Genomic DNA, 22,726 nt, shown 5'->3' with positions numbered 1-22,726 from the left:
TCCGGTGCCGTGAAGGTGGGTATTACTGGTGCTTGTAGTGCTTGATCGAGCTGTCCTTGGCCGCCTCGTCGGCATAGCCCTGGATCTTCTTGATGGCCTCCGCCGGGGTCAGCCGGCCGGCCATCATCTCGCCGAGGCCGGCCACGCCGATCTTCTCCTTCTGGAGCTGCACGTACCAGTCCTGGAGCCGCGGGTTGACCACATTCGAGCCGGCCAGTTTCAGAGCGGCGACACCGGAGGTGAGGCCCGGGGTGAGGGTGATGCCGTCGGTGCCGCCGTTGTAGGCGGTCAGTGACTTCACCTTCGACGTGAAGTTCTTGGAGGACGCCTCGCTGAGCATGATGCGCAGCTGCTCCATGCCGCCCTCGGCGTTAGCCGCCTTGGCCGGGACGATGAACGGCTCACCGCCGGAGGCCCAGATGGTGCCGAACGGCATCTTGTCGTTCTTGTCGATGCCGGTGGGCGCGGAGACGGCGAGGTTGAAGTCGGAGGGGATGACGTTCGCCGACTCGTTCTCCACCCAGGAGCCGTTCGGGATGAACAGCGCCTTGCCCTGGGCCCAGGCCGTCTGCGACTGGATGTGGTCCAGGCCGGGCGTGCCCTTGAGGATGTAGCCCTTCTTGTAGAGCTCGTAGTACGCCTCGAAACACGCCTTGACGGCCGGGTGCTTCCAGGCGTTGGGCTCCAGGTTGTCGATCGCGTTCAGGACCTCGACGCCGCCGACCTTGCCGATCATCGGGTACAGCGAGAACGGGACGTAGTACGGGTACTTGCCCGCGTACGTCCAGCCGGCCATGCCCTTCTTCTTGGCCTTCTCGCAGACCGCGAGCATCTGGTCCCAGGTCTGCGGGTACTCCGCGTCCAGCGAGTCCAGGGCCTTCTGCGAGTACCAGACGCCGTACACCGTGTAGGCGTAGTACATGATCCAGACCGGGTCGCCGTCGAACTGGCCCATCTCGACGATGCCGGGGCGCAGCGTGTCGCGGACCTTCTTGTTCGGGTCGTCGTACGACGGCGCGTCGAGGAGGGGGGTGAGATCGGCCAGCTGCTTCTTGCCGACCAGCACGCCCATGTCCATCTGCTCGGCGCCGGAGTTGTCGATGAGGTCCGGCGGGGTGCCCTGGTTGAAGCGGGGCTGCAGGGTGGACTGGATCTTCTGGGTGGCCGAGAACTTGACCTTGGCCTTCGGGAAGTCCTTGCTGTAGATCTTCACCGCGTCCTCGGCGTACTCCTTGCCGAAACCGCCGTCGAAGAGGACGAATTCCATCTTCGCGGTGTCGTTGACGCCGAGCGGGTTCTTGGCCGTCTTCTTGCCGGCCTTGTCCTTCGACTGGCCGCCCCCGCCGCTGCTGGCACAGGCGGAGAGAAATCCGACGGTGGGGACCGAGATCAGGCCGAGTGCGGCTGACCTCTTGATCAGATCGCGGCGGCCGACGCCTTCGGAACCATGACTGGCTGCGGATGTGGATCCCATGCTCAAGTCCTCGCCCTCTCCAGGACTCAGGCGGTGAACCGGATCCTCCCGGCACCGCGGTCGGGTAGTGCTGGGCCGTGCAGTAAGTCACTCAGGAAACGCCGACAGGTATAGTCCACTTCCCGCCAGCGGGGCAAGATCGAATGCAAGGTTGGACAAGGGTCTTTTCCTAGTTGAGACCTGTCGGAAATCTGAGCGAGGTGTGTACGGCTTGCCGGAAAAAGAGCCGACATAGACCCCTGAATGCCGCAGCCAACACCCTTGACATCACCGACCACTTGACCACCTACTGGTTCCTGCGCCACGCGTCTGACAACGTTGTCTCTTGTGGCAGGGAGGGTACCCGTGGTGATGCAGCGGAGAACGCAGCGAAGAACAGGACACAGATCTGGTACGGCGGTCGTGATCGCGGCCGCCGTAGTCATGACCCTGGGATCCCAGGGGGCCGCGGTCGCCCTGCCGGCCAAGGCACCGGCCGCCGCGACACAGTTCGCATCATCGTTCGAGTCTGGCGATCCGTCACCGGACTGGACCGACACCGTCGACACCGACCCCGCCGGCGCACCGCGCTCCTCGGGCGTCGACGGCGGCTACAGCACCGGCATCCCCGGCAACGTCACCGACCACGTGACCGACATGCGGGCCAGCGGGGAGAACACCGGCGCGGGCGAGGTCAAGGAGAACCTCGTCGACGGTGAGCCGGGTACCAAGTGGCTCACCTTCGAGCCGACCGGCTGGGCGGAGTTCGACTTCGACAAGCCCATCAAGCTGGTGACGTACGCCGTCACCTCGGCGAACGACTACGCCGAACGCGACCCCGCCGACTGGACCCTGCAGGGCTCGACCGACGGCAAGGACTGGAAGACCGTCGACACCCGCACGGGCGAGGGCTTCACCGAACGCTTCCAGACCCGGTCCTACGACCTCGCGACGCCCGCCGAGTACCAGCACTTCCGGCTCGACGTCACGAAGAACAACGGCGCGTCGGGCATCCTGCAGATCGCCGACGTCCAGTTCTCCACGGGCGGCAGCGGCGGCCCGGTCCCCCAGGAGATGCTCTCGCTGGTCGACAAGGGCCCGAGCGGGTCGCCGACCGCGAAGGCCCGGGCCGGCTTCACGGGGACGCACGCGCTGCGCTACGCGGGGCGGCACACCGCGAGCGGGCGGGCCTACTCGTACAACAAGGTCTTCGACGTGAACGTGAAGGTCGGCCGCGACACACGCCTGTCGTACCGGATCTTCCCCTCGATGGCCGACGGTGACCTCGACTACGACGCCACCAACGTCTCCGTGGACCTGGCGTTCACCGACGGCACCTATCTGAGCGGCCTCGGGGCGGTGGACAGCCACGGGTTCGCGCTCTCACCGCGCGGCCAGGGCGCGGCGAAGGGGCTGTACGTCAACCAGTGGAACGACGTATCCTCGGTGATCGGTTCGGTCGCGGCCGGCAAGACCGTCGACCGGATACTGGTGGGCTACGACTCGCCGGCCGGCCCTGCCAAGTTCCGCGGCTGGATCGACGACGTGAACATCGGGCGGGTCGCCCCCGAGAAGCCCAAGGCGCATCTGTCCGACTACGCGCTGACCACCCGCGGCACCAACTCCAGCGGCAGCTTCTCGCGCGGCAACAACTTCCCGGCCACCGCCCTGCCGCACGGATTCAACTTCTGGACGCCGGTGACCAACGCGTCCTCGGAGAGCTGGCTGTACGAGTACGCGCGGGCCAACAACGCGGACAACCTGCCGACGATCCAGGCGTTCAGCGCCAGCCATGAGCCCAGCCCCTGGATGGGCGACCGGCAGACCTTCCAGATGATGCCTTCCGTCGCCACCGGCACCCCGGACACCGGCCGCGAGGCGCGCGAGCTTGCCTTCCGGCACGAGAACGAGACCGCGCGGCCGTACTACTACGGGGTCACGTTCGAGAACGGACTCAAGGCCGAGATAACGCCGACCGACCACGCGGCCGCGCTGCGCTTCACCTACCCGGGCGACGACGCGAGCGTGATCTTCGACAACGTCACCGAGCAGGCGGGCCTGACGCTCGACAAGGAGCACGGGGTCGTCACCGGCTACTCGGATGTGAAGTCCGGGCTGTCGACGGGCGCGACCCGCCTGTTCGTCTACGGTGTCTTCGACAAGCCGGTGACGGGCGGCGACTCCAGCGGGGTCAAGGGCTACCTGCGCTTCGACGCGGGCTCCGACCACACCGTCACACTGCGCCTGGCCACCTCGCTGATCAGCGTCGACCAGGCGGCGGACAACCTGCGCCGGGAGATCCCCGACGGCAGCTCCTTCGGCACCGTGAAGGCGCGCGCGCAGAAGGTCTGGGACAACCTGCTGGGCAAGGTCGAGGTGGAGGGAGCCACGGCCGACCAGCTGACCACCCTCTACTCCAGCATGTACCGGCTGTACCTGTACCCCAACTCCGGCTTCGAGAAGGTCGGTTCGAAGTACCAGTACGCCTCCCCGTTCTCGCCGATGATCAGCCAGGACACCCCGACGCACACCGGCGCGAAGATCGTGGACGGCAAGGTGTACGTCAACAACGGCTTCTGGGACACCTACCGCACGACCTGGCCCGCGTACTCCCTGCTGACACCCGGTCAGGCGGGCGAGATGGTGGACGGGTTCGTACAGCAGTACAAGGACGGCGGCTGGACCTCGCGCTGGTCCTCCCCCGGCTACGCCGACCTGATGACCGGCACCTCATCGGACGTGGCGTTCGCGGACGCCTACGTCAAGGGCGTGCACTTCGACGCCGAGGCGGCCTACGACGCGGCCGTGAAGAACGCGACGGTCGTCCCGCCCTCCTCGGGCGTGGGCCGCAAGGGCATGTCGACCTCCCCCTTCCTCGGCTACACCAGCGACGACACCCGCGAGGGCCTGTCCTGGGCGATGGAGGGATACGTCAACGACTACGGCATCGCCCAGATGGGCAAGGCGCTCTACGCGAAGACCGGCGAGAAGCGCTACAAGGAGGAGTCGGACTACTTCCTCAACCGCGCCCAGGACTACGTGAACCTCTTCGACTCCAAGGCCGGTTTCTTCCAGGGCAGGGACGCCCAGGGCAAGTGGCGGGTGGACTCCTCGTCGTACGACCCGCGCGTGTGGGGGTACGACTACACCGAGACCAACGGCTGGGGCTACGCCTTCACGGCTCCGCAGGACAGCCGGGGCCTGGCCAACCTGTACGGCGGCCGGTCCGGGCTCGCGGACAAGCTGGACGAGTACTTCGCGACACCCGAGACGGCCTCCACCGACTTCGTCGGCTCCTACGGCGGGGTCATCCACGAGATGACCGAGGCCCGGGACGTCCGGATGGGCATGTACGGCCACTCCAACCAGGTCGCCCACCACGTCATCTACATGTACGACGCGGCCGGCGAACCCTGGAAGACCCAGGCGTACGTCCGTGAGGCGGTCTCCCGGCTCTACCTGGGCAGCGAGATCGGCCAGGGCTACCACGGCGACGAGGACAACGGCGAGCAGTCGGCCTGGTACCTCTTCTCGGCCCTCGGCTTCTACCCGCTGGCGATGGGCAGCGGCGACTACTCGATCGGCTCCCCGCTGTTCAAGAAGGCGACGGTCCACCTGGAGAACGGCCGGGACCTGGTGATCCGGGCGCCGCGGAACAGCGCCGCCAACGTCTACGTGCAGGGCGTGCGGGTCGACGGCCGTATCTGGACGTCGACCTCGCTCCCCCACTCGCTCATCTCCAAGGGCGGGGTCGTCGACTTCACGATGGGCCCCAAACCGTCGACGTGGGGCACGGGCAAGGGCGCGGGACCGGTGTCGATCGCCAAGGACGACAAGGTCCCGACCCCGCGTGCGGACGTCCTGAAGGGTGACGGCTCCCTGTTCGACAACACCTCGGCGACGGAGCAGGCGGTGACCTCGGTGGACCTGCCGGTGACCCGGCCGGTCAAGGGGATCCAGTACACGCTCACCTCGCCGGCCGACCGCGCCGGCGCCCCGACGGGCTGGACCCTCCAGGCCTCGTCAGACGGCGCCCACTGGCGCACGGTGGACCGGCGGTCGGGCGAGACCTTCCCCTGGAACCTGCAGACCCGGGCGTTCACGGTCCGCACACCGGGGACGTACGCGCACTACCGGCTCGTCCTGGACGGCGCTTCGACACTGTCGGAGGTGGAGTTGCTGGCCTGAGACGACGGCGGCGGAACAGAGGGGGGCGGGCCCGTTCGGGCCCGCCCCCCTTGCGTTGCTTGCGTCGCTCCGTCTCAGCCGGTGGCCAGGGCGAAGACGTGCAGGTCGGTGTTGTCGGGGAGCCGGACGCTCTTGATGCTCCTGCCGGCCGGTGCCTCGAACGGCCGGGTCGCGAAGACGTAGGTGGCCACGGGGTCCTTGTCGGCGCCCGCGACATTGCGGTACGCGGTCCTCGCCACCGTCTCGTTCCCGTACTGGACGGTGCCGCCTCCGCCGCCGACGGTCCAGTCGGTGAAGGCGAGGTCGGCCGTGCCGGTGCTGCCGTCGGTGTAGGTGACGGTCGCCCGGGCGGACTGGTTGCCGTTGGTGGCGCTGCCGAGGAAGGACAGCCTGCCTGCCGGCGTGGCCAGTTCGATGGTCTGGCCCGCTGCCGTCGCGTTGTCCGGGCGGCCCGCGGGCGCGTTCGGCCAGGTGTAGGCGAGGCCGTCGACCGTGCCCTGGGCGCCCGCGGTGAGGCCGGCCGCCGCGAGGGCCTGGCGGGAGTAGCTCCAGCCGCCGCCGTCGAAGTCGCCCTCGTCGTGGTCGCCGGTGTCGTCCGAGACACCGGTGTTGTCGTAGGCGGCGAGGAGGGTGCCCGGGGCGGCGACGGTCAGGGCGACCGGCTGGGCGTAGGAGGTGCCGGCGGAGGTCACTGTGACCTGGACGTCGTAGTAGCCCTGGGGGGTGCCGGAGGTGGTGGAGAGCATGATCTGCTGCGCGCCGTCGGTCACCGTGCCCTCGGCCGGGGTCGCCTTGACGCCGTCCGGGGTCCGCACCCGGAAGCGGACCTCGGGGCCGGTGCCGCCGGTGAGGGACAGGGCGCGGATGGCGACCCGGGTGCTGTCACCGGGGGCGAGGGTCGCGGTGGTTGGCCCGACACCGATCTGGTACGGCTGCTCGCCCTGGCGGAAGGACGGCGGGGCGGAGGTCGCCCCCCAGGCGTGGTTCGGGGTGGCGGAGAGGGTGTAGTCGAGCCGGCCGCCGTCCCGGACGAACGAGCTGTCCAGCCAAGGGCGGTCACTGGTGCGGCCGTCGACCTTCAGGGACTGGACGTACGGGGCGTCGGCTGCCGCTCCCCGGGCGTGGATCGAGATGTCGTTGCCGCCCGGGCGGTCGATCTCCACCCGTTCGAACAGCGGTGAGGCCAGGACGAGTTCGGCGCGGGAAGGAACCTGGGGGTACATGCCGAGCGCCGAGAAGACGTACCAGGACGACATGGCGCCGAGGTCGTCGTTGCCGGGGATGCCGCCGGGACCGGTGGACCAGAGCGTGGTCATGGCCGCCCGGACGGTCTCCTGGGCCTTGTACGGGGCGCCCGCGTAGTCGTACAGGTAGGGCACGTTGATCGAGGGCTCGTTGTCCAGCGCGGACTTGTCGCCGCCGCCGGTGAGGGCCCAGCTGCCGTCGCTGTGGTGGAAGAAGTCGTCCAGGCGGGCGAGGGCCCGGTCCGTGCCGCCCATCGCGGCGAACAGCCCGGCCGGGTCGTGCTGGACCATCCAGGTGTACTGGGCCGCGGTGCCCTCCACGAACCCGTTCCCGGTGGCGGGGGTGAAGCCGGTGACCCAGCTGCCGTCCGCCTTGCGGTTGGCGATGTAGCCGCCGGTGGGGCCGGCCGCGACGTTGAAGTTGTTCTGCCACCACTGGGAGCGGTCGGCGAAGGTGGCCGCGATGCCCTTCTCCCCCGCCGCCGCGGCGAGCTGGGAGAGGGAGAAGTCGGCCGTGGACATCTCCAGCGTCTCGGCGGCGCCACCCCACGCGTTGGAGACGGACGGCATGTAGTGCTTGTCCAGGTACTTGTCCAGGGACGGGCGCTGACCGGCCGACAGCACCGGCTTGCCCGCCGCCGACAGGTCCTGTGCGGTCGGCACCGTGGCCGCCTTCACCAGCGAGCGCAGGGCGCCCTTCAGGTCGAAGCCGGTGCCGCCGAAGGCGCGGATGCCGGCGAGGGCGGTGGGCGAGGGGTCGCCGTTCATGACGTGGGTGCCGCTCGCGCCGTGCAGCCAGCGGTCCCAGATCCCGCCGTTCTGCCGGGCGAGTTCGTAGAGCGACTGGGCGATGTCCGAGCCGGTGCCGGGGTCCAGCAGGGTGAGGAGCTGTACCTGGTCGCGGTAGACGTCCCAGCCGGAGAAGGTGCCGTACTGCGCCCGGTGGCCGCGTCCGACGCGGTGCACCTTGTCGTCGCTGCCCCGGTAGCGGCCGTCGGCGTCGCTGATGACGTTCGGGTGGAAGAGCGAGTGGTAGAGGGCGGTGTAGAAGGTGGTGCGGTCGGCGTCCGTACCGCCCCCGACGCGGATGGCACCGAGGCGGTCGCGCCAGGCGCGGCGGGCGGCGTCACGGACGGCGTCGAAGGAGCGCCGCGGCGGGTTCTCCGCCCGCAGATTCGCCTCGGCGGCGGACCTGCTGACGTACGAGATGCCCACCTTGACGTTCACCGGGCCGGTGCCGGGCGCGAACTCGACGTATCCGCCGGCGCCCTTGCCGGCGACCGGCCGCCCGCCGGACGAGAAGCCGCCGGTGGAACCGGCGGCGGCCGTGGACCCCGGGCTGAGCCGGTCGTCCTGCCAGGTGCCGGCGGTGGTGAAGGCGCGGTCGAAGCGGGCGGTGAAGTACAGCGTGTAGTAGGACCGTTGGCCCTCCGGATCGAGGTAGCCGCAGAAGTTCCCCGAGGTGACCGAACCGGAGACGGTCCGGGTGGCCGGGTCGATGGTGACCGTCGAACCGGCCGAACCCACCTCGGAGTTGGCGGTGCGGATCAGCAACGAGGCGGGCTTGTCTGCCGGGTAGGTGAACCGGGCCGAGCCGGTGCGGGCTGTCGCGGTGAGGTCGGCGGTGACACCCGAGGCGAGGCCGACCTTGTAGTGGCCGGGCTCGGCGGTCTCGTCGGCATGGGTGAAGTCCGACGCGTAGACGGCGTCCTTGGTGTCGCTGGCCGGGGACGAGGTGACGTCACCGGCGTACGGGAAGAAGGGGATGTCGCCGCTGCCGCCGGCGCAGCCGGTGCCGGACATGTGGGTGAGGCTGAAGCCCCGGATGCGGGTGGCGTCGTACTGGTAGCCGCCGGGCGCGGCGGTTCTGGTCGCGTCGCCTCTGGTGTTCTCCGGACTCCAGGAGAGCATGCCGAACGGCACGACGGCGCCGGGGAAGGTGTCGCCGCCGTTCTTGGTGCCGATCAGCGGATCCACGTACGCCGTGGGGTCCTTGACCAGTTCGGGGGCTCGTTCGGGTGGCCCGCCGGCGGTCGCCGCGAGGGCGGGGGTGGCACCGCCGGCCGCGAGCACCGCGGCCAGCAGCAGAGACATGGGACAGAAACGCATGACGCGGCCCCTCCTCCTTCGGACGGGTCGCGTACCACAGGTCGCACAAGCCGCAGGGACAGTAACGTGCGCCACCCGTAGCACGGAAGACCGCATGGGACCGCACGTCCGCGACGGGCACCAACCCTGTTCACCCGGTCGGGCTACGCGAAGTGGCTTGACATCGTTGTCGGTTGGGGCGGTAGAGTCATGAAAGGACCATCAGACAACGTTGTCGTGTGCCACAGCGTCGACACAAGCCGAACAGCACAGCAGGCACGCGGCAGTTCGAGCCACTTCCCCTCCGGGCAGGCGCCCCACCCCCCTCCCTGCCCGGCTCGCGGACCCGGTGTGCACCGGCACCCGGGTCCGCCCAGAGCAGACGCCGGCACCGCCGGGGAGCCGTTCCGTCAGGAGTCGGGGGGCGGGGGCGGAAGCGGGCCCGGCACCTCGGCGGGTTCCGGTCCGCCGAAAATTATGGGAGCGCTCCCACCCCACCCTCCGAGACGGTAGCGCGGACGAGGGCGGCTGTAAACGGCCGGAAAGGCTCCGCCGTTCCGGGACGCCGGCGCACCCTCCGCGGTCGCGGCGCCGCGACCGGCGTCCCAGGCATGTCCCAGCAGCCCCGTGACGCGGCACCTCAGCGCGCCCCCGGCGTCCCGGCGTCCCAGGACGGCCGGAACTCCTTGGCAGGTTCCCGGCCGCGCCGACAGCCTGCTGCGGCCGGGCCGGAGCGAACACCTCACGCCGGGCATCAGACCGACCACGCGCTCGAACACACGGGAGAACTCATGAAGAAGCGTGCCATCGCGGCCGTCGTCACCGGCCTCGCGGCCGCGGCCCTCGGGCTCACGCCCGGGACGGCCGGCGCCGCGGACAACGACACGCTCAGCGCCAGCACCACGGGCGCCTCCGCCTCGCTCACCGTCGACTGGACCGGCTCGGAATCCTTCACCCTGCGCAACGTGAAGCTCAGCGACACGTCCTGCGACGCCCACCCGGTGTTCTTCCACGTCTCCGTACCGGGCTTCCAGTTCCCGAACCACTTCAACAGCGCCGGGTGCGGCACCACCACCACCTGGGGCAGCCTGCCGGGCAGCCTGGACGGCGGCATCCACAGCCTCTGGCTGACGGTCTGCCGCGACACGACCTTCGACAACTGCAGCACGTCCGCCACGTCGATCAACCCCTACGACTGACGTCCTGACGGCGGGCACCGACGCCGTTGACACCCGGCGCGGGCGAGGCGGACACCGGGTCGTTCCGGCTGCTCCGTCGCGCCCGGTGCGACCGCCCGGCGCCCTGCGTCAGCGCCCTGTGTCGGCGCCCGCCCGGCAGACCCCCTCGACGGAGGCCGGGCGGGCGCGTCCTGCCGTGCCGGTGGACGGCGGGCCGGAGACCGGCAGTTCGAGGGTGAACTCCGTGCGGCCCGGGGTGCTCCGCACCCCGAGGCGACCGCCGTGGGCCGTGGTGATCGCCGCGGCGACGGCCAGGCCGAGGCCCGAGCCGCCCGCCGGGACACCGGTGCGGGTCCGGGTCGTGGCGGAGTCCGCGGGGCCGGGCGGCATCCGGTTGGGCATCGGCGCGTGCGGGGCGCGGACTCGGCCGGTTCGGGCCCCTGCGGTGGCAGACGTGTACCAAGTCTGTGCCGGTGCGCTGAGGGAACGCTGTGTTCCGCCTGAGGCCCGGCGATGTTCCGCGGCGCCGGCGCCCAGGTACGGCGAAGGGCCGCGCCCCCGGCTGACCGGGGACGCGGCCCTCACAGGCCCCTGAAGGCTACTTGCGGAGCAGGCTGCGCAGCACGTACTGCATGATGCCGCCGTTGCGGTAGTAGTCGGCCTCACCGGGGGTGTCGATCCGGACGACCGCGTCGAACTCGACGCCCGTGTCGGTGGTGACCTTGACCGTGCGCGGCGTGGTGCCGTTGTTGAGCTCCTCGACACCGGTGAAGGAGAAGGTCTCCTCGCCGGTCAGGCCGAGGGACTCGGCGGTGGCGCCCTCCGGGAACTGCAGCGGGAGCACGCCCATGCCGATCAGGTTCGAGCGGTGGATGCGCTCGTAGGACTCGGCGATGACGGCCTTGACGCCGAGCAGCGCGGTGCCCTTGGCGGCCCAGTCGCGGGACGAGCCGGAGCCGTACTCCTTGCCGGCCAGGACGACCAGCGGGATGCCCCGCTCGATGTAGTTGCGGGAGGCGTCGTAGATGAACGCCACCGGCGCGTCCGCCTGGGTGAAGTCGCGGGTGTAGCCGCCCTCGGTGCCCGGCGCGATCTGGTTGCGCAGGCGGATGTTGGCGAAGGTGCCGCGGATCATGACCTCGTGGTTGCCTCGGCGGGAGCCGTAGGAGTTGAAGTCACGACGCTCCACACCGTGCTCGGTGAGGTACTTGCCGGCCGGGGTGTCGGCCTTGATGGCGCCGGCGGGCGAGATGTGGTCCGTCGTCACCGAGTCGCCGAGCTTGGCCAGCACGCGGGCACCGGCGATGTCGGAGACCGGGGACGGCTCGTGCGCCATGCCCTCGAAGTAGGGGGGCTTGCGGACGTACGTCGACTCCGCGTCCCACTCGAAGGTGTTACCGGTCGGGATGGGCAGCGACTGCCACTGGGCGTCGCCGGCGAAGACGTCGGCGTAGGACTTGTTGAACATGTCCTCGCCGATGGCGCTCGCCACGACCTCGTTGACCTCGGCCTCGGTGGGCCAGATGTCCTGGAGGTACACCGGCTTGCCGTCGGTGTCGGTGCCCAGGGAGTCCTTGGTGATGTCGACCTTCATCGAGCCGGCGATCGCGTAGGCGACGACCAGCGGCGGGGAGGCCAGGTAGTTCATCTTGACGTCGGGGTTGATCCGGCCCTCGAAGTTCCGGTTGCCGGAGAGGACCGAGGTGACCGCGAGGTCGTGGTCGTTGACGGCCTTGGAGACCTCCTCCGGCAGCGGGCCGGAGTTGCCGATGCAGGTGGTGCAGCCGTAGCCGACGAGGTTGAAGCCGACCTTGTCGAGGTAGGGGGTGAGCCCGGCCTTGTCGAAGTAGTCGGTGACGACCTTGGAGCCCGGGGCGAGCGTGGTCTTGACCCACGGCTTGCGGGTCAGGCCCTTCTCCACGGCCTTCTTCGCGACGAGCGCGGCGGCGACCATGACGTACGGGTTGGAGGTGTTGGTGCAGGAGGTGATGGCCGCGACGGTGACCGCGCCGTGGTCGATCTGGTAGGTCGAGCCGTCGGGGGCGGTGACGGTGACCGGGTTGGTCGGAACGCCGTTGGTGGACGCCGGGGCGTCGGAGGCCGGGAAGGACTCCTTGCCCGCCTCGTCGGCGGTGTCGACGTAGTTGCGCACGTCGGTCTTGAACTGCTCGGCGGCGTTGGCGAGGACGATGCGGTCCTGCGGGCGCTTCGGGCCGGCGATGGAGGGGACGACCGTGGCGAGGTCCAGCTCCAGCTTCTCGGAGAAGTCGGGCTCGGCCTTGGGGTCCAGCCAGAGACCCTGCTCCTTGGCGTACGCCTCGACGAGCGCGACCTGCTGGTCGCTGCGGCCGGTCAGACGCAGGTAGTTGAGGGTCTCGTCGTCGATCGGGAAGATCGCGGCGGTGGAGCCGAACTCCGGCGACATGTTGCCGATGGTGGCGCGGTTGGCGAGGCTCGTGGCCGCCACGCCCTCGCCGTAGAACTCGACGAACTTGCCGACCACACCGTGCTTGCGGAGCATCTCGGTGATGGTGAGGACGAGGTCGGTGGCGGTGGTGCCGGGCTTGAGCTCACCGGTCAGCTTGAAGCCGACGACGCGCGGGATGAGCATGGAGACCGGCTGGCCGAGCATGGCGGCCTCGGCCTCGATGCCGCCGACGCCCCAGCCGAGCACGCCGAGGCCGTTGACCATGGTGGTGTGCGAGTCGGTGCCGACCAGGGTGTCGGGGTACGCCTGGCCGCCCCGCACCATGACCGTGCGGGCCAGGTGCTCGATGTTCACCTGGTGGACGATGCCGGTGCCCGGCGGGACGACCTTGAACTCGTCGAACGCCGTCTGGCCCCAGCGCAGGAACTGGTAGCGCTCGCGGTTGCGGCCGTACTCCAGCTCGACGTTCTGCGCGAAGGCCTCGTGGGTACCGAACTTGTCGGCGATGACGGAGTGGTCGATGACCAGCTCGGCCGGGGCCAGCGGGTTGATCTTCGCCGGGTCGCCGCCGAGCTCCTTCACGGCCTCGCGCATGGTGGCGAGGTCCACGACACAGGGAACGCCGGTGAAGTCCTGCATGATCACGCGGGCCGGCGTGAACTGGATCTCCTGGCTGGGCTGGGCCTGCGAGTCCCAGCCGCCGAGGGCACGGATGTGGTCGGCGGTGATGTTCGCGCCGTCCTCCGTGCGGAGCAGGTTCTCCAGCAGGACCTTCAGGCTGTACGGAAGGCGAGCCGAGCCTTCCACCTTGTCCAGCCGGAAGATCTCGTACGACTCGTCGCCCACCTGCAGCGTGCTGCGGGCGTCGAAGCTGTTCGCCGACACGACAGTCTCCTTCATTGATGTGCGCGTACCACCGTCAATCGTGCCGCCACGCCGACTTGGCCCATCCAGTAAGGTCAGACTAAGTTAGGCATGCCTTACTAGAGATGGCGGCTGCGGTGCGCCTGGGCAGATATCTCGATGTCGAGATAACTCTAGTACACAGGCGCCGGATGGTCATGCCCGGACCGCCCCGCCGCCCCCGCGGCGTGTCCGGAGCCGGCCCCAGAGGGACGGGCCGGCGGGTGCGGAACGGGCGTCCGCGAGTGAATCCGGGTTTCCGGCCCATCAGTTCACGGACCGGGGGTAGCCGGGAAGGGAACGAAAGGAGTCGCAGTCATGCCGCTCACCTTCCGGAAGAGCTTCCGGATCCTGCCCGGAGTCCGCCTCAACATCAATCGGCACTCCTGGTCCATCACCACCGGGGGCAGGCACGGCCCCCGGCACACGCACAGCAGCACGGGACGCCGGACGACGTCGATGGACCTGCCCGGACCGTTCGGCTGGCGCCGCACCTCCAGGGAGCGCCGCCGGTGACGTCCGCGGGGTGGGCCGGAGACCGGGCGGTCCACCCCGCGGCGCCGTCCGCGGCCCCCGCCCCGAGGCGCGGGTCCCCCACAAGGCGGAGGCTCGGCGTGTCGGAAAATCTGTCAGATCGGTACATTCCGGGACATTTGCGAGAGCCCGGCACTCGCGGAGGCCGGGCCGGCGTACGGTGCGCCCACGCTGACGAGGCATCACCCGAACGGACCCCCCAACCGGGCACCATCTCATATCTGAGATAACCTCAACCTCATGGCAGACGACTACCTCGTACGCATCGGCAAGCTCATCCGTGATGCCCGGCAACACCGCGGCTGGACACAGGCACAGCTCGCGGAGGCGCTCGGCACCAGTCAGAGCGCTGTCAACCGTATCGAGCGCGGCAACCAAAACATCAGCCTTGAGATGATCGCTCGAATCGGTGAAGCCCTGGACAGCGAGATCGTCTCCCTGGGCTACGCGGGCCCGATGCACCTGCGGGTGGTGGGCGGCCGCCGCCTGTCCGGCGCGATCGACGTGAAGACCAGCAAGAACGCCTGCGTGGCCCTGCTGTGCGCCTCGCTGCTGAACAAGGGGCGCACGGTGCTGCGCCGGGTGGCCAGGATCGAGGAGGTGTACCGCCTCCTGGAGGTGCTCAACTCCATCGGCGTGCGGACCCGCTGGATCAACGAGGGCATCGACCTGGAGCTGGTGCCGCCGGCCGACCTCGACATGGCGGCGATCGACGCGGAGGCCGCCGTACGCACCCGCTCGATCATCATGTTCTTCGGCCCGCTGCTGCACCGCATGGACCACTTCAAGCTGCCGTACGCCGGCGGCTGCGACCTCGGTACGCGGACCATCGAGCCGCACATGATCGCGCTGCGCCGGTTCGGACTGGACATCGCGGCGACCGAGGGGCAGTACCACGCCCAGGTCGACCGCTCGATCCGCCCGGACCGCCCGATCGTGCTGACCGAACGCGGGGACACGGTCACCGAGAACGCGCTGCTGGCCGCCGCCCGGCACGACGGCGTCACCGTCATCCGCAACGCGTCCTCCAACTACATGGTCCAGGACCTCTGCTTCTTCCTGGAGGCGCTCGGCGTCCGGGTCGAGGGCATCGGCACCACCACCCTGACCGTGCACGGCGTCCCCCACATCGACGTGGACGTGGACTACTCCCCCTCCGAGGACCCGGTCGAGGCGATGAGCCTGCTGGCCGCGGCGGTGGTGACGGAGTCGGAGCTGACCGTCCGTCGCGTGCCCATCGAGTTCCTGGAGATCGAGCTCGCGGTCCTGGAGGAGATGGGGCTCGACCACGACCGCACGGCCGAGTACTTCGCGGACAACGGCCGTACCCGGCTGATCGACCTCACGGTCCGCCCCTCCAAGCTGGAGGCGCCGATCGACAAGATCCACCCGATGCCGTTCCCCGGCCTCAACATCGACAACGTCCCGTTCTTCGCGGCCATCGCGGCGGTCGCCCAGGGCAAGACCCTGATCCACGACTGGGTCTACGACAACCGCGCGATCTACCTCACCGACCTGAACCGCCTCGGCGGCCGCCTCCAGCTCCTGGACCCGCACCGGGTACTGGTGGAGGGACCGACCCGCTGGCGCGCGGCCGAGATGATGTGCCCGCCGGCACTGCGCCCCGCGGTCGTCGTCCTGCTGGCGATGATGGCGGCCGAGGGCACGTCGGTGCTGCGCAACGTGTACGTCATCAACCGCGGTTACGAGGACCTCGCGGAACGCCTCAACACGGTCGGGGCACAGATCGAGATCTTCCGCGACATCTGACATGCGGATGCCGCCACACCCTGTCTGACCTGCCGCTCAGCAGGTCAGACAAGGGCGTGGCGGCATCTCTGGGATTCTCTGGGCCTCTGGGCCCGCGGCGGGCTACTGGGACATGGAAGTGGAAGGAATCTCCCGGCCCGGACGGTGAAGCGAAGCTGGACCGGATCAAAGGTGCCGTGAACACGCTGGCCCTGCGGCAACTCGCCCAGCGCGGGCTGGGTGTCGGGCGCAAAGGTGGCGGCGAGGACTTTGCATCCGTCCCGGCCGAAAGCCTCGGTCAGGGCGGTCACCCCGGCCTTCCCATCAGGAACTGTGCCGATCTCGGCCTTGCGCCCGTAGCGCTTGTCCCACTCCGGCTCCGCCCATGGCAGCAGCCAGTCCGGGGCTGCTTGGGCGAGTTGCTCGAGTGCAGCCCGCAGGCTCTCGCCAACCAACTCCAGGCGGCTAAGCCTGCGGACGGCGGCGAGCACGTGGGTGGCATCCAGCCTTGAGCAGCCCGGCTTCGACCAGCCGGTTCAGCATCACATGCGGCAGCCGGTCGGCCGCGTCCCGCCGGGCCCGGAACTCGCACAGCACCGAGTGATCAAACCTGGGATCGTCCAACTCCACGCCGAGGGAGTATTCAGGCGGCAGCCCAGGGCGCCCATCACGCGGGTACAGCGCCGCGAAATCCTCGTCCTCGAACAGCACGTCCAACCGGTCCCGCATCAGGATCACAGGCGCCCCCTTTGGACACGCCGCCCACGCTGTCACCATGGTCCGCGTCGGAGTCCGCTGATAACTCCTCGGCCGCGACGACATCCCGTCCCGGGTGGCGTGCACGGCGCCACGACGGGGTCACGGCGCCGGGCACGCTCATCCGACGGTCAGCGCGGCGGGGTCGGGTGTGATCTCCAGCCTGACCGCCTCCCGTGCGACGGCCAAGGTGCGGAGCACGGTCGCCCGGTCCGGACCGTGCACCGAGGCGCTGACCGGAATACACATGTTGTGGTTGGTGGTCGGCACATGATCCCCGGGCCGGAACTCCACGAGCACGTCGGCGACGCCCGGCAGGGCGCGTAGCTCGTCCAGCCCGTGTATGGCCACCAGCGTGCCGGGGGCGTCGTCGTTGCGAATGACGACGGAGCCGAGCACGGCACGGAACCCGTGATCCCCGTCGATCATGTTCGGACGGCGGCCGAGGAAGCACTCCACGGCGTCGTGGAACGGTCGCAGATCGGAGTGTCTCGTCCACAGCGGTACGGCGGGGCCGCCCGAGAACCGGGCCGCGAGCTCGATCAGGTGGACGTCGTCCCCGTCATCATTGCATTTGACCTCGATGTGGCCGGGGCCATAGCGGATGCCGAACGCGTCAAGCGCTTGTTTGCAAAACCGCTCGACCCGGACGTAGTCGGGATGGGAATCGTCGATCTGCACGATGTCCCAGAGGGGAAAATCGTAGTCGCGATCGTCGGGCCGCCGGTATTCCCAGATGTCGATCAGCCGGTGTTCGCCGTCGGCGCTGCAGAAATTCACCGCGTACTCGCGCCCGCGTACGTATTGCTCCACCAACCATTCGGTGACCGGTCGGTCGTGCCAATCCACTGCCAATTCCTTGGCCGCCTCGTCCAGATCCGCCGCGTCACCGACGACCGTGACGCCGTAGGAGCCCGAGCCCATCGTCTGCTTCACGATGACGGGAAAGCCGATGTCCCGGGCGGCCTCCGCGACCGCATCGAGAGAGTCGACCAGCCGGAACTCCGGAACGCGGACCCCCGTTTGTGCGGCCCTGGCCCGCATCGCCGCCTTGTTCCGCCGTGCCCAGCTCAGAGTGGGGTCGTTTCCGGGCAGGCCGAGCCGCGCCGCGATCTCGTCGGCCAGGTGGAGGGTCGACCCACGGGAGGGGACGACGGCCCGCAGGTCGAACCCGGCGGCACGGACCTGCCGGACGGCATCGTCTGCGTTGCGGCACCGGAGCGACATCTCGCCGTCGGGGTCGACGGGCAGATCCGCGGCCGTGGACGACGGGCCCGTGGACAGCGAGACAACGTGGAATCCCAGATCCCGTACGGCGGCCTTGTACGCGCGTCCGTTCCTGCTGTCGGCAGGGTCGATAAGCAGGACCACCGGTCCGTTCGATTCCACCGAAACTCCTCTCCGTAACGACGACTAGCGCGCGGCCATGGCGTTGGCGGCCTCGAGCACCATGGCCTCCGCGGGGTGGACCCGATCGATGTCGGCGACCGCGGCCATCAGCTCGAAGACGTCGACGTTCGCGATCTTCGCGCACCTGCTGATCAGCGGGAAGAAACTGGAGTGCGTGCGCGTGATGCCGCCGACAAGCTGGTACGTGCGGTCGTCGTGCAGTCGCTCCAACGGGCGGACGACGGACTCGCTCAGCTCCGCGAGAGCCCGGAAGTCGTACGTATCGCGACAGCCCTGGGCATGCAGGGTAGCCGCGAACGTCTCTGTCACGGTGTTGCCGGCCCCGCGGCCGATGCCGTCGAGCGTCGTGTCGACGAACCGGGCGCCGCTCAACGCCGCCGCGAGCGCGTTGGCGTTGGCCAGGCTCAGGTTGTCGTGCCCGTGGAAGCCGAGCGGAATCGTCACCGACTGACCGACCTTCTCGAAAAGCTCTGTGACATCCGACGGCAGGTAACCACCCACCGAGTCGACGAGGTAGACGGTGTCGGCGCCGTATTCCGCGCACTGCCGGACAGCGTCCGTGACACCGTCGACTTCGAGTACGTTCGTCTTCATGAGGTTGACGAACGCCGTGATGCCCAGGTCCTTGGCGAGGGCGAGGAATGCCTCGGCCGGTGCGACGGCGGAGATGTCCACGCCGACCCGGACGAACTGCATGCCGGCGGCCACGGCCTGCCTCAGGTGATCCAGCTCGGCGATTCCCGGGATGCAGAACATCCCCCAACTCGCGCTTGTCAGCGTCTCGGACGCGATGCCGAAGCACCGTGCGTCGGAGACAAGGGTGGGATGAGCCGTGCGCTCAGCGGCATTGAGGCCCAGCCCGTGCCCCAGCTCGATAAACCGGACACCTGCTCTTTCAAGACCGGTCAGAACGCTTTTGATCGTGCTTTCGGTGAATTTGAAGTCCACGGCATAACTGCCGTCACGGAGCGTGCAGTCCAGGATTTCGACTGCGGATGCCTGCCCGTCCTCGGCAGTCATCGGCGATGTCTCTGACATTGAACACCTCAAGCAGAGAAGTATGGGAAAACAGTGTTTCGAACCTAGCTGAAAAATGCCTGTCCGTCAGCGGCAGAAGCCCGGCAGAAAGGCGCGTGGTGACGGGAGAAAACGCCTCTTGAGGAAACGCGGACCGACTGGGAAAAGGAATGAGCAGACCTTGCCCTGGTCAGGTTGCGCTGCCGACTCGCAGTTCGCTGACAAACGTGTCGAAGCGGGAGCGGTAGGAGCCGAAGCGGACCTTGTTGACGTCCGGGTCCGGCGGCCCGCCGTCGACCTCGATCTCGGAGAACCACCATCGGCCGCCGGCACGGAGGAAGTCGACGCAGAGGTACGGCAGCCCGATCTCACGGGCCACCGCCCGCGCGGGGGCGATCACCGCATCGGGCATGCCGGTCCATTCGGCCGTGCCGCCCTGGGCGAGGTTGCCCGCAAGCGCGTCGCCGCGCAGTGCGCGAGTCAGCACGCTGTGCGGCTCACCGTCGAGGCAGTGCACGCGGTAGTCGACCACGTCCCGACCCAGCCACGGCTGGATCACGACCGTCAGCTCGGTGGCGGCCGCCCAGGTGAGCACGGCGTCCAGTTCCCCGATGGTGGTGGCGACGAACACACCGTTGCCGCCGCCCCAGCTGGCGGGTTTGACCACCACGGGAAAATCGATGTCGCTCGCGCGCATCGAGGCGGTGCACCAGTCGAGATGGTCCCGGTCGTATCCGCGGGTACACAGGCGCACCGACGGCAGCCGCGACACCTCACTGCCGAAGCGCTGCAGCGCAGTGAGCGTCTTCTCGTTGTTGATCAGGCTGAGCCCGACGGGGACGGTCGTGAAGAACCCGGCCGCTGACAGAGCGGCGTAGGTCGTCAGGTGCCGCCAGTAGTCGTACCGGTCGACCGGCCACGTGACCAGCTTCGTGTGGAAGAAGGCCCTGTCCCGTGCGACGAGCGCACCGCGCACGCGGACCGAGGCGCCGGCGTCCTTCATGGTGCCCACGACGACGTCGTCGACGCTGATCCGGGTCAGCCGCATGCCTGCCGCGTGCGCGGCTTCGTCGTAGCCTGTGTTGATCGGGGCGTCATAGGGATTCGGTGACTTGCTCGCGCGTTCCGAGCGGATCCAGAACATCGTGATCGCATCGCTGTCGTCCACTGTCGTCATGCTCAGACTCCGATTGCCGAGGCCGAAACCGCGTCGCTTGCGGCACGGAACCGATGAAACGCCTCGCGGTAGGCGACGAGTTGGACTTCGACGGCGTCGGCGTCGGCGTCGGGTGCGAAGCCCGTGCAGTCCACGTACGACAGCCAGAACCGATCGGCGTCCTGGACGAACCCGACCCGGACGTAGGCGAGTTTGAGCGCGCTCGCGACCGACCTCGCGGGGTCGGAGAGCCGCTCGGCGAGCGTGCCTTCCAGACCGGTCGGCTCGCCGTCGACACACACCACGGAGTGTTCGACGACGTGTTCTCCGAGCCAAGGCTGCACGAGGATGGTCACCTCGGACGCGCCCGCCAACTGCAGGAAGGTGGTCAGCCTGCGTTCGCTCTCCGCGACGAAGACCCGGTCGCCGGGCCGGCGGACCGCCGGGCGCACCGCCACCGGGAACTCCAACCCCCAGTCGGCGACGCGCAGCCGGTCCCGATGGACCTCGATCTCGCGGGTGCACAGCCGCACCGACGGGAGGGTGCGCACCTCGCCGAAGTCGAAACTCAGGAGCGGCACCGTCCTGTCGGTCCAGGTGATGGAGTGAACGGCGGGCACGGTGACCATGAACCCGGCGGCCTCGAGGATCCCGATGGTGCTCAACAGGCGCCAGGCGTCCGCCGCCTGGGTGGACCCGCCGACCGAGCCGGTGTGGAAGAAGGTGTCGCACGGGTCCACGCTCTCGCCCCGCACCCGCACGACCGCTGTCTCTCCCGTCTGGCTCACGACCAGGTCGTCGACCGTGGCCGTGCGCAGCTGGACACCGAGGTCCGCCGCCGCCGCGGTCAGGTCCCCCACGCTCGCGTGGTCGGCCGCGGCGACCGAGGTGTGATCGCGTTCCGATCGGAGCCAGATGAGGGAGGGGGGAGAAAGGGTGGGCATGGATCTCGCTCCTGGATAGGGGCGCCGGGCGAAAGGGCTCGCAGGCCGGCGCTCGACATCGTTCGTGCGGGCGGTGCTGCTGAAAGGTTCAGTCGTCCAGCACGGCCAGCGCCCGCGCGGGTGCGCCGTCTCCGCCGCGGACGTTGAGCACACCGACGAAGAGCGTGGTCCACCGGTCCGGGATTTCGCGCAGTACGAGGTTCTCCACGATCAGCGTGCCGGCGCCCAGCAGTGTGCGGTGCACGTCGTAGGGGAAGTCGGCCGGGCGCATGCTCATCGGAAGATCCGGGCTGATCGTGTCCATGCCGATGAGGCGCAGCCCTGTGTCCACGGCCCATTGGGCCGCGTCGACCGCGAGGTAGGGGTGGCTGTCCACATAGGCCGGCTCGCCGTAGCGGTCGTCCCAGCCGGTGCGGATCAGCAGGGCGTCACCGGGTTCGAGGTCGACGGCGGACTTCAGGTCGGCCGCCGTGATCGGAACGGGCTCGTCCCGCAGCACCTCGATGCAGTACGCCCGACCGACCAGCGTCGACGCGGGCAACTGGTCGAGCGTGGCGCCGTCCTCGACGAAGTGCGACGGAGCATCCACATGGGTGCCGATATGGGTCGGTATGTTCAGTCGCATGACCCGCATCCGGTCGTCCGCCCATGTGCTGGTGGGCGTGAATTCGGGGGCCTGGATCGTGCGCGCGTGCGGCATACCCGTTTCCAGCGGGCGGGAGAGATCAACTGTACGTGGCATGCGGTGCCCACTCCTTCGCTTCGACTTAGTTGGCTCGTCCGTCTTCGTACACGCCGTAGATGCGGCGCAGCCTGCGGTTCGAGGTGGTTTCCTGGAACGGCCGGCGGCCGTGCAGAATTCGCCGGTTGTCCCACAGAAGGCCGACGCCACGTTCGAGCAGCACGGCTTCCGCGTCCACCGCAGCGGCAGCGGAGACCTGGTCGAACGCGTCCATGGCCGCAAGAAGCGCCGGCGGAATCGGTGTGCCCTCGGCGGCAAATGCCTGCTCTACGTACATGCGGACGTAACGCAGGTCGTAGCCGTTGTCCGTCCGCGTCAGTACGGGCTGCCGTTTGATCTTGACGCCGGCCATCTGGTCCTTGACGTCGAATGGCACGGGCCGGCTCAGTTCGGCGACGTGGGCCGGATCGATCCGGGTGAGTTCCCGAACCAGGCTTTCGACGTCCATCAGCAGCGTCTCTCCGCCCGTCGCGGACGACAGGCCGAACAGAAAGGCGACGTCGGGCAATTGCGGCAGCAGGGTGCCGTCGGTGTGATAGTTTCCCGTCTTGTTGGAGTTCGAGTAATGGCTGGTGGCCGCGGCACCGGCCTTGACCTCGACGGGATAGATGAGTTCGCCGGAGCTGTACTGCGGAACCGGGCGGAAAAGCACCGTGAAGAAATTCCAGTAGAGGGTGCTGATGTCGTGGTCGCTGAGTCCCTCCGGGGCGACTCGCACGACGACGCCCCCCGCGTCCTTACGGATGGCTGACACTATCTCGTCACGCAGCGCCAGGATCTCCGTACCGGCCGCCGGGAAAGTCTCCGTCGGCCACCGGTCCAGAGGCGCTTCCTTGTCGATTTCCCGCGCCAGCAGTGCTGAGGCCGCCGCGTCGGAGATCGTGAACTCCGGGATCGTGAATTCAGTTGCCATCGTGACTTTATCCATTTCTATGG

Annotated in this window: 15 protein-coding genes; 4 read left to right on the top strand and 11 right to left on the bottom strand. The window is 68.9% G+C overall.

Annotated features, from left to right (window positions below; translation table 11 throughout):
- Positions 1 to 22: 22 nt before the first annotated feature.
- Positions 23 to 1,474, bottom strand: a complete 1,452-nt coding sequence (ngcE, locus tag ACZ4O3_RS01305; RefSeq protein WP_362718861.1) for an N-acetylglucosamine/diacetylchitobiose ABC transporter substrate-binding protein — start codon at positions 1,472 to 1,474, stop codon at positions 23 to 25.
- Between the two features lie 423 nt (positions 1,475 to 1,897).
- Between ngcE and ACZ4O3_RS01300 the strand changes: the two genes are divergently transcribed.
- Positions 1,898 to 5,641: a GH92 family glycosyl hydrolase gene (locus ACZ4O3_RS01300; protein ID WP_467720741.1), complete on the top strand. Its 3,744-nt coding sequence runs from the start codon at positions 1,898 to 1,900 to the stop codon at positions 5,639 to 5,641.
- Positions 5,642 to 5,715: 74 nt separating this feature from the next.
- On the opposite strand, the gene ACZ4O3_RS01295 is transcribed toward ACZ4O3_RS01300, so the two are convergent.
- Positions 5,716 to 8,994: a GH92 family glycosyl hydrolase gene (locus tag ACZ4O3_RS01295; RefSeq protein WP_362718855.1), complete on the bottom strand. Its 3,279-nt coding sequence runs from the start codon at positions 8,992 to 8,994 to the stop codon at positions 5,716 to 5,718.
- 770 nt (positions 8,995 to 9,764) lie between these two features.
- On the opposite strand from ACZ4O3_RS01295, the gene ACZ4O3_RS01290 reads away from it, so the two are divergent.
- The gene (locus ACZ4O3_RS01290) at positions 9,765 to 10,172 is read left to right on the top strand and encodes a hypothetical protein (RefSeq protein WP_467720740.1); all 408 of its coding nucleotides are present in this window, start codon (positions 9,765 to 9,767) and stop codon (positions 10,170 to 10,172) included.
- 108 nt (positions 10,173 to 10,280) lie between these two features.
- Here ACZ4O3_RS01290 and ACZ4O3_RS01285 read toward each other — a convergent pair whose 3' ends face one another.
- Complete coding sequence (locus ACZ4O3_RS01285) at positions 10,281 to 10,553, bottom strand: ATP-binding protein (RefSeq protein ID WP_467720739.1); 273 nt, start codon at positions 10,551 to 10,553, stop codon at positions 10,281 to 10,283.
- A 196-nt stretch (positions 10,554 to 10,749) separates the two neighbouring features.
- A complete protein-coding gene (acnA, locus tag ACZ4O3_RS01280) occupies positions 10,750 to 13,464 on the bottom strand; it encodes an aconitate hydratase AcnA (RefSeq protein WP_467720738.1) in 2,715 nt (904 codons plus the stop codon).
- 336 nt (positions 13,465 to 13,800) lie between these two features.
- On the opposite strand from acnA, the gene ACZ4O3_RS01275 reads away from it, so the two are divergent.
- Positions 13,801 to 13,998 carry a DUF4236 domain-containing protein gene (locus ACZ4O3_RS01275; protein ID WP_362566498.1) on the top strand — a complete coding sequence of 66 codons (198 nt, stop codon included), beginning with the start codon at positions 13,801 to 13,803 and terminating at the stop codon, positions 13,996 to 13,998.
- A gap of 258 nt (positions 13,999 to 14,256) precedes the next feature.
- Positions 14,257 to 15,786, top strand: a complete 1,530-nt coding sequence (locus ACZ4O3_RS01270) for a helix-turn-helix domain-containing protein (protein WP_467720737.1) — start codon at positions 14,257 to 14,259, stop codon at positions 15,784 to 15,786.
- 444 nt (positions 15,787 to 16,230) lie between these two features.
- Here the strand turns inward: ACZ4O3_RS01270 and ACZ4O3_RS01265 are convergent, their stop codons facing one another.
- From ACZ4O3_RS01265 to ACZ4O3_RS01235, 7 genes are all read right to left on the bottom strand, one after another.
- Positions 16,231 to 16,503, bottom strand: coding sequence for a transposase (locus ACZ4O3_RS01265; RefSeq protein WP_467720736.1), 273 nt, complete (start codon positions 16,501 to 16,503; stop codon positions 16,231 to 16,233).
- Positions 16,504 to 16,641: 138 nt separating this feature from the next.
- The gene (locus tag ACZ4O3_RS01260; RefSeq protein ID WP_467720735.1) at positions 16,642 to 17,748 is read right to left on the bottom strand and encodes an ATP-grasp domain-containing protein; all 1,107 of its coding nucleotides are present in this window, start codon (positions 17,746 to 17,748) and stop codon (positions 16,642 to 16,644) included.
- A 186-nt stretch (positions 17,749 to 17,934) separates the two neighbouring features.
- Complete coding sequence (locus ACZ4O3_RS01255; RefSeq protein WP_362718875.1) at positions 17,935 to 18,951, bottom strand: beta/alpha barrel domain-containing protein; 1,017 nt, start codon at positions 18,949 to 18,951, stop codon at positions 17,935 to 17,937.
- A 187-nt stretch (positions 18,952 to 19,138) separates the two neighbouring features.
- Positions 19,139 to 20,125 carry an ATP-grasp domain-containing protein gene (locus ACZ4O3_RS01250; protein ID WP_362718872.1) on the bottom strand — a complete coding sequence of 329 codons (987 nt, stop codon included), beginning with the start codon at positions 20,123 to 20,125 and terminating at the stop codon, positions 19,139 to 19,141.
- A gap of 2 nt (positions 20,126 to 20,127) precedes the next feature.
- Positions 20,128 to 21,048 carry a hypothetical protein gene (locus tag ACZ4O3_RS01245; protein ID WP_467720734.1) on the bottom strand — a complete coding sequence of 307 codons (921 nt, stop codon included), beginning with the start codon at positions 21,046 to 21,048 and terminating at the stop codon, positions 20,128 to 20,130.
- Positions 21,049 to 21,136: 88 nt separating this feature from the next.
- Positions 21,137 to 21,790: a cyclase family protein gene (locus tag ACZ4O3_RS01240; protein WP_362718867.1), complete on the bottom strand. Its 654-nt coding sequence runs from the start codon at positions 21,788 to 21,790 to the stop codon at positions 21,137 to 21,139.
- Between the two features lie 25 nt (positions 21,791 to 21,815).
- Positions 21,816 to 22,703 (bottom strand): TauD/TfdA family dioxygenase, encoded by an 888-nt coding sequence (locus ACZ4O3_RS01235; RefSeq protein ID WP_467720733.1) that lies wholly within the window; start codon positions 22,701 to 22,703, stop codon positions 21,816 to 21,818.
- Between the last annotated feature and the right edge of the window lie 23 nt (positions 22,704 to 22,726).

The sequence above is a fragment of the Streptomyces sp. NPDC026515 genome, assembly GCF_055567595.1.
The sequence above is the reverse complement of the archived record's forward strand: the minus strand, read 5'-3'. Positions and strand labels throughout refer to the sequence as shown.